The 7,061-nt window shown below is 56.4% G+C and carries 5 protein-coding genes; all 5 read left to right on the top strand.

Annotated elements, in window-relative coordinates:
- Window position 1: 1 nt before the first annotated feature.
- The 5 genes from ACQGXV_RS30725 (at window position 2) to ACQGXV_RS30705 (ending at window position 7,043) form a co-directional block, all read left to right on the top strand.
- Entirely contained in the window at window positions 2-706 is a 705-nt protein-coding gene (locus tag ACQGXV_RS30725; RefSeq protein WP_440864148.1) for a class I SAM-dependent methyltransferase, read from the top strand.
- Complete coding sequence (locus ACQGXV_RS30720; protein WP_440864147.1) at window positions 663-2,363, top strand: (2,3-dihydroxybenzoyl)adenylate synthase; 1,701 nt, start codon at window positions 663-665, stop codon at window positions 2,361-2,363. The genes ACQGXV_RS30725 and ACQGXV_RS30720 overlap by 44 nt, the downstream gene beginning before the upstream one ends.
- A complete protein-coding gene (locus ACQGXV_RS30715) occupies window positions 2,363-3,706 on the top strand; it encodes a salicylate synthase (RefSeq protein WP_440867733.1) in 1,344 nt (447 codons plus the stop codon). The genes ACQGXV_RS30720 and ACQGXV_RS30715 overlap by 1 nt, the downstream gene beginning before the upstream one ends.
- A gap of 109 nt (window positions 3,707-3,815) precedes the next feature.
- Window positions 3,816-4,694, top strand: coding sequence for a helix-turn-helix transcriptional regulator (locus tag ACQGXV_RS30710; RefSeq protein WP_440864146.1), 879 nt, complete (start codon window positions 3,816-3,818; stop codon window positions 4,692-4,694).
- Between the two features lie 132 nt (window positions 4,695-4,826).
- Entirely contained in the window at window positions 4,827-7,043 is a 2,217-nt protein-coding gene (locus ACQGXV_RS30705; RefSeq protein WP_440864145.1) for a TonB-dependent receptor, read from the top strand.
- Window positions 7,044-7,061 lie beyond the last annotated feature (18 nt).

Below are 7,061 nucleotides of genomic sequence, written 5' to 3'. Positions count from 1 at the left end.
GATGGACGATTTCTACTCACCCGTAGCAGAATATTATGACCTGGTGGCCAGAGCGCATTCAGAAGGCGATACCGTGCTTCGGGAACGTCTTGCGACCACCGCGTTAAATGGCGAACCGATCCTGGATCTTGGCGCGGGAACCGGGCGCACGGTCGCGGCCATTGCTGAGAGCGTGCCGCAGTGTGACATTTTGGCGGTGGAGCCGGCACCGGCCATGCGCGCCGTGTTGATGCACCGCGTTGTCAACGATCCGCATCTGCGTCAGCGCGTGACGGTAGTCGCTGAACCCGTGGATAAATTGCAACTGCCGGACAAACTGGGCGCCGTGGTGGCCTATGGCGTATTGGGGCATCTGTGTCGGGAAAAACGCCAGCAGCTATGGCAGCTACTGTTACCGCGCCTGTCGGCTGGCGCCCCGATTTTTGTCGAGCTGTTGCCGCTGGAAAAACCCATTGTACTGCCCGCCTTTCCGCTCGCTTGTGAAACGGTAGGTAAACGGCATTACACCGCATCATTGCAAGGCGAACCGGGGCTAGACGATACTATGCTGCTGACGTCCTGCTGGACGGTACGCGGCGGGCCTTGCCCGGCGCAGGTGATCCGTAATCAGAGCGTCTGGCACACATTTAGTCTGGCGGAACTTGCGCAGGAAGCGGGGTTGCGTGCAGAACGTCTCACCGCTCAGGCCGGGGTGCTTTATGCATAATAACGATGCGCAGGATGCTTATCTGACCGATACCCGTATGTTCGATACCGATGCGCGGCGATTGCCGCCAACGCTTGCCTGGCCGCCGGATGCCGTCCAGCGCTATCAGGATGTGGGTTACTGGCAAGCGGATACGCTATCGACCCATATTATCCGTTGGCAACAGGCTTACAGCGAACACATTGCCTTGATCGCCGAGGGGCACGCCTGGCCCTATTGGAAACTGATTGGTCAAGGCAGGCGTTTTGCCACCATACTCCGTCAACATGGGGTCTCTCCCGGTGATCCGGTGTTGGTGCAGTTGCCAAACGGTGCTGATTTCGCCGTTGCCCTGTTTGCGGTATTGCTGATTGGCGCTGTACCAGTATTGATGGTGCCGACACTGTGTACCAAGACGGTAGTTCAGGTGGCGGCGCAGGCTCGTGCCCGACGTTACCTGGGCAGCGCACGTCTCTTCCAGAGTGAAAACGAGGCATTGACCACGCAACTGGCCGAACTCGGGTGCCGTACACTCTTCAGTGGCAAAACGGATCGCTTTTGTTTTTGCCAGGAGACGATGATCGCTGCACCGCCGCCGGGGGATGAGGCGGGCAATATTGCGCTGCTGTTGCTGTCCGGCGGAACAACGGGCACACCGAAAATGATCCCGCGCACCCATGCAGATTATTGCTATAACTTTCAGCGCTGTGCTGAACTGTGCGCGTTGAGCGGGCGGGATCGCTATTTGGCCGCCTTGCCGATGGCGCACAATTTTTCGTTGGCGTGTCCCGGCGCGTTAGGGGTGTGGTCGCGCGGCGGTTGTGTGGTGGTCCATGCCACGCCAGCGCCGGAGGATGCTTTCGCCGCGATTGCCCGTTTTGGTGTCACGCTCACCGCCTTGGTGCCTTCGTTAAGCCAATGTTGGCTGGAAGCGCTGGACAGTGAGCTTCCTGATTTGCGCTCACTGCGTCTGATTCAGGTGGGCGGAGCCAAACTTGATGCTATTCGGGCCAGTGCAATGCTGAATCGTTTCGGATGCCAATTGCAGCAAGTCTTTGGTATGGCTGAAGGGTTGATCACCGCGACCCGACTGGACGATACACCACACACTATTCTTACCACGCAAGGGCGACCGCTGTGTGAGGATGACGATATTCGCATTGTAGATCCCGCTGGGAAAGCGGTCTCCCCCGGTGACCCGGGTGAACTATGGGTGCGCGGCCCCTATACGATTCGAGGGTATTTCCGTGCTCGCCCTTCAGATGTGCAGCCATTCACGTCCGAGGGATTTTACCGTAGCGGCGATCGGGTTCGATGTTTGCCGGATGGCAATCTTTGCGTCGAAGGGCGCATCAAGGAAACCATCAACCGCCACGGCGAATCCGTTGCGGCAGGGGATATTGAGGATGCGTTGCGCTTGCATCCTGATGTGCGTGACGTGGCCGTTGTGACAGGTCTGGATGAAACGGTGCATGCGGTGGTGGTCGCCAAGCGTTCGCTGTTGTTGGAGGATTTATGTGCTTTTTTGGAACAACAGGGCGTTCCCTTATCCCGATGGCCCGACGCGCTGAGCGTGGTAAAAGCATTGCCGCTCACCCCAATGGGAAAAATTAATAAACAGGCACTAACGGCGCGTCTTCTCGGTCGTGTAAGGGAACAGGTAAAGGAGCAACCATGATGGGATATCACAGTAGACGGCATCTGATTTTGCCTGAGGCGCAATCGCTGCCAATCATCGCGGAACTGCTCAACCAGTTGAAAGGGGAAGACCACTATGTCTACGAGCGTCAATCCTGCTGGTATCTGGCATTAGGGCAACGGGCATCGTTGACCGTCGATGCCGCTGGTGAGCAGGCGACCACCATTACCGATAACGGCATCAATACTACGCGCGTCAAGGGATCGCCAGCGGAGTATGCCCGTCGCTTTCAAGCGGCACATGGCGGTGACAATCTGCGCATTTATGGCGAAGCGGGATTTCACTATGCGCTTTGTGTTCAGGATCACGCATACAAACCGGGGCGTTGGCCGGTGCTGAACCTGATCGTGCCGCGTGAAGAGCTGATTTTTTGCGATAACGGCGTCACGGTGTTGGCGGAGGATGCGCTGCGTTGTCGGCAACTCTCTGATTGGATACTGAGTGCCGCAGCCGTGGCGAAACGTCGCGGTGGGGATGCCAGACTGGCCCACATTGCTGAACTCGCCTGCGATCAGGGCGACTACTGCCAGCGTGTATGCCAGGCGATTGAAGAAATCAACGATGCCCACTACAGCAAGGTGATCCTGGCACGCGTCTTGCCCCTTAAACAATCGGTGGATATGGCAGCAACGCTGCTGCGTGGACGCCAGGCTAATACGCCGGTGCGCACGTTTTTATTGCGACAGGGAGATCGGGAGGCCGTCGGTTTTTGTCCTGAGTTGGTGATGTCCGTCGAGCAGGACAGGGTGAGCACGGATACGCTGGCGGGCACCTGCGTACAGCATCAGGATGTGGCCCGGACGAATGCATTGCTGAACCATTCCTTGAGTGACGACAAAGAGATTGTTGAGCATGTGATGTCAGTCAGAGCGGCGGTAGAGGAAATGAAAGGGCTGTGCCAGCCTGAGAGTGTCGTTATCAATGATTTAATGTCGGTACGTCAGCGCGGTAACGTGCAGCACCTCGGCTCGCGCGTCAGCGGTGAATTGGGCTTCGGGAAAGATGCGTGGGATGCTTTTGATGCCCTGTTTCCCGCGATAACCGCCACGGGCGTACCGAAGCGCGCCGCGCTGTCGGCAATTGCCCGACTTGAATCGTCCCCGCGCGAACTTTACTCCGGCGCCATACTCTGGCTAGACGGCAAAACGCATTTCGAAGCGGCACTGGTGCTGCGCTCTGCATTTCAGGATAGCCAACAGCGCTGGTTACAGGCCGGGGCAGGGGTGATTGCGCAGTCATCCCCCATACGGGAACTCACTGAAACGCAAGAAAAATTGGACAGTATTGCTCCTTATCTGGTCTTCCAGCAAAAAACGCGGTAAGGATGCAACATCGAGGGACTGGAGGAAGGGTTACATGTCATCAGTACAACACCTCTCATCGCTAAAGCAATTAAGCGACTTAGCACGTCATTGGGACTACGAATGTGACATGGTCGCGGCAGGCAAAAGTCCGGCCCATGAGATCGCGTTAGAGGGCACGCTGCGGGCCGTGACGTTGCCGTATGGGATCGATCTTTGTCTTAACGACATTACTACCCGTGAGGAAGATTCTCGCAGTGCCACGCTTAAACAGTGCCTGACCATCCTGTTGACCCTGGACGGGGACACGCCAAATTATTATCTGGATGATGGCAGCATGCTGGTGATGGAGCTTGGTGTGGCCAAAGTGATTGCCACTCGCAGCCCGCTCCGCCTCTGGTGCCGCAATCCGCGTGGTCATCATAGCCGGAGTTTGGTTATTCAGGCGGCACCACGTCGCATTGTTGATGGCGAATTGGCGCAGCAGATTGAACGCTTGCTACAGCATGAAGGTATTTACAGTTTTATGGTGCCGTATCACACCCTGACGCTGGCCGAAAACCTGTTTACCCTGTGCGATAGCTGTGTGCCTGGACGTTTACATATTCATAGCTGCGTGTTGGATCTTTTGGCGCAGGGTCTGCGCGCCGCAGAACAGACGCCGTCCTTGATGCCCTACACCACACCTTGTCGGGATACAGTGCGCATTCTGAAAGTTCGCGACAAGCTGCTCGCACAGTTGGATAACAATCACTGCCTGTTTGATTTGGCGCGTGAAGCCGGGATCAGCATCAGTGCGCTCAAAAGCAAATTTACGGCGGTGATGGGGCAATCCGTGTTTTCTTTCTTGCGGGAGCAGCGGCTGATGCGTGCGCGAAAAGGGCTGGAGTCGGAAGGATGGACGGTGAAACAAGCTGCCTATTATGTCGGCTATCAGCATCCCAGCAATTTCTCAACCGCCTACCGCCGCAAGTTTGGTCGCTGTCCCCGTGATGCGCTCAATGCTTGATGCTGGCTCCAATCACAGCTGTTTTAGCTTTTATCATAGTTAAGTTCGCTAGGGCGGCGTCGGGCCTCCCCCTACACTCTCCGTAATGAAAATAATTATCATTTCTTTTTTTTGCTGCGTTGAGGGATGGACATGCTGAACAACAAGTACTTTTGTCACAAGCGAGTAACTTACCCGATGTGCGTATGCGCCGGGTATGCACTGTGTGGGGCCGTGGCAGCAACGCCAGTTGATACTGCGCAACCCCCTACGGAGCAGGAGGATGACAGCGTTGTGTGGGTCACGGCCCGCAAAATTAAAGAGGATTCCCTGCGTGTGCCGCTCAGTTTGAGCGTGTTCGACAAACAAACGATCGAAGACCGCCGTATTGATGATATTGCCCGGCTGATCCGCGGTGTGCCGAACATTGGTATGAGCGCGCTGGGCGATGGGCGATCCACGCATCTTTCCATGAGAGGCGTGGGCACGTTGGCGCAGCCCCTCGGGCACGATGACACCTCGGTCGTCACTTATATTGATGGCGTACCGCAGCCGCTGTTTGGTTCTGATTTGCGTTTTCTCAACGTTGAACGTATAGAAGTGCTGCGCGGTCCGCAAGGCACGGTGTTCGGGCGCAATGCCCAGGCCGGAGCTATCAATATCATCACGCGTCAACCGAGCGATGACGCTCAACACACCCTGCGTGCGGAAGGTGCGCTGGATCGACATTCCCAGAATCTCGGGCAGTTAACGTTTTCCGGCCCGCTGCGTGATGATATGTTGAAAGGCAGTTTTTCTGCTGCCTACGCCGATCAGGGTGGTGACGTGCGCAATCAGGTCGGAGGATGGATGGGCCGCGAGCAGGACGGTGCAATGCGCACTACGCTGTTGGCAACGCCCGATGACATCACCCAACTGGTGCTCGCGCTAAGCTATGGGCGCGATCGCCTGATGCCGTCCAATTTTGTGCTGCAAGGTACACCGAATTTTCCCAGCGTGGCTCTGGATCCCAAAGGGTGGGCACACCGGGAAACGGGGGCCCTGTCGCTGACCGCCAATCGCACGCTGCGTACCTTGCAAGTGACCTCGGTGACCGCATTCAATCGTTATGATTTCGACAACCTGACGAACAATTCCGAAGCACTCACCTATGGAACCTGGTTTAACCAGCCCAGTGCAGCATTTCTACCTGCGCTTGACTGGAGTACCTATGACGAAAAACAGCGCAGCTTCTATCAGGAGCTGCGGATGAGCAGTCTGGACAAGGCCCGGGTGGGGTGGGTCGGCGGCATGAATTACCTGCACGACGACTATCGTCTAATGAACGATTACACCACGACCTCGCTGTTGGCACCGAGCAACGTCAGTTCGATGATCAATGGAAAGCGTAATAACCATTATCAAACGGACAGCTACGCGCTGTTCGGCGAACTGACCACGGCGCTGACGGATAGCGAAAAATTAAAAGGCACGCTGGGGTTACGTTACACCCACGACAGCAAAGGGTATCACGCTCATTTTCAAAATAATGGTCACCCCGGTAACGTTGCCGCCTTCGATCAGCAAGGAAGATTGCAATATGACATGGTGACCGGACGTGCAGCGCTACACTATCAACTGACACGCGATGCCATGCTGTATACCAGCGTGGCGCGCGGTGCCAAAAGTGGGGGCTTCCCCAACTTCACCAATAATGCGCCGAGCGGTATGCGAGATGAACCCTATCAGGCGTCCTCGTCGTGGAGTTATGAGGTTGGCAGCAAGAACCGTGTCGCTGGCGGACGTGGCGAATGGAATCTGGCGCTGTTTTACAACCAGGTGAGAAACGAGCACATGTTTGCCAAAGAACGTAATTCGATGGCCTTCACACCACAATCCATCGATACCGCCAGCTATGGCGCGGAGCTGGAAGGCGGATGGCAAGTGGCGGAGCACTGGCGGCTTGGCGGTGGTGTCGGGTACACCCATGCCGAGTTGCGCAATGTGCCCAGCAATGTGGCCGATAAAACTTGGGCGCGCGATGGTTATCGTGTTCCTGCCGTTCCCCGTTTTACCACCTCGCTGACCATGGCCTATTACGACTCAGCCGCCGTGCTGGGCATCCCAGCCGCCAATGTGTTTGCGCTGGCACAGCATCAGTTTATCGCTCAGCGTGAGGCGAATGTGGATAACAACTTCACATTGCCCGCTTATCGCCAGATCAATCTCAGGGCTGGGTTAGAGTTTCCGTCACTGGATGTGTACCTGTTTGCGCAAAATCTGACGAATGAGCGGCCCCAGTATACCGGCATAAGCTATATGCCCGGCGTGAACGTCGTCACCGTGGGACACGGACGGGTGATCGGTGCCGGAATGAAGGTACACATGTAGCCGTTGCACCGTACTGTG

Origin of the sequence: Symbiopectobacterium purcellii, from assembly GCF_052050035.1 — a bacterium.
GTDB classification, from domain to species: domain Bacteria; phylum Pseudomonadota; class Gammaproteobacteria; order Enterobacterales; family Enterobacteriaceae; genus Symbiopectobacterium; species Symbiopectobacterium purcellii_A.
The sequence above is the reverse complement of the archived record's forward strand: the minus strand, read 5'-3'. Positions and strand labels throughout refer to the sequence as shown.

Excerpts from the sequence above, each read along its gene's own strand:
- ACQGXV_RS30725 (WP_440864148.1), top strand. The coding sequence starts at position 2 with ATGGACGATTTCTACTCACCCGTAGCAGAATATTATGACCTGGTGGCC.
- ACQGXV_RS30715 (WP_440867733.1), top strand. The coding sequence starts at position 2,363 with ATGGGATATCACAGTAGACGGCATCTGATTTTGCCTGAGGCGCAATCG.
- ACQGXV_RS30710 (WP_440864146.1), top strand. The coding sequence starts at position 3,816 with ATGGTCGCGGCAGGCAAAAGTCCGGCCCATGAGATCGCGTTAGAGGGC.
- ACQGXV_RS30705 (WP_440864145.1), top strand. The coding sequence starts at position 4,827 with ATGCTGAACAACAAGTACTTTTGTCACAAGCGAGTAACTTACCCGATG.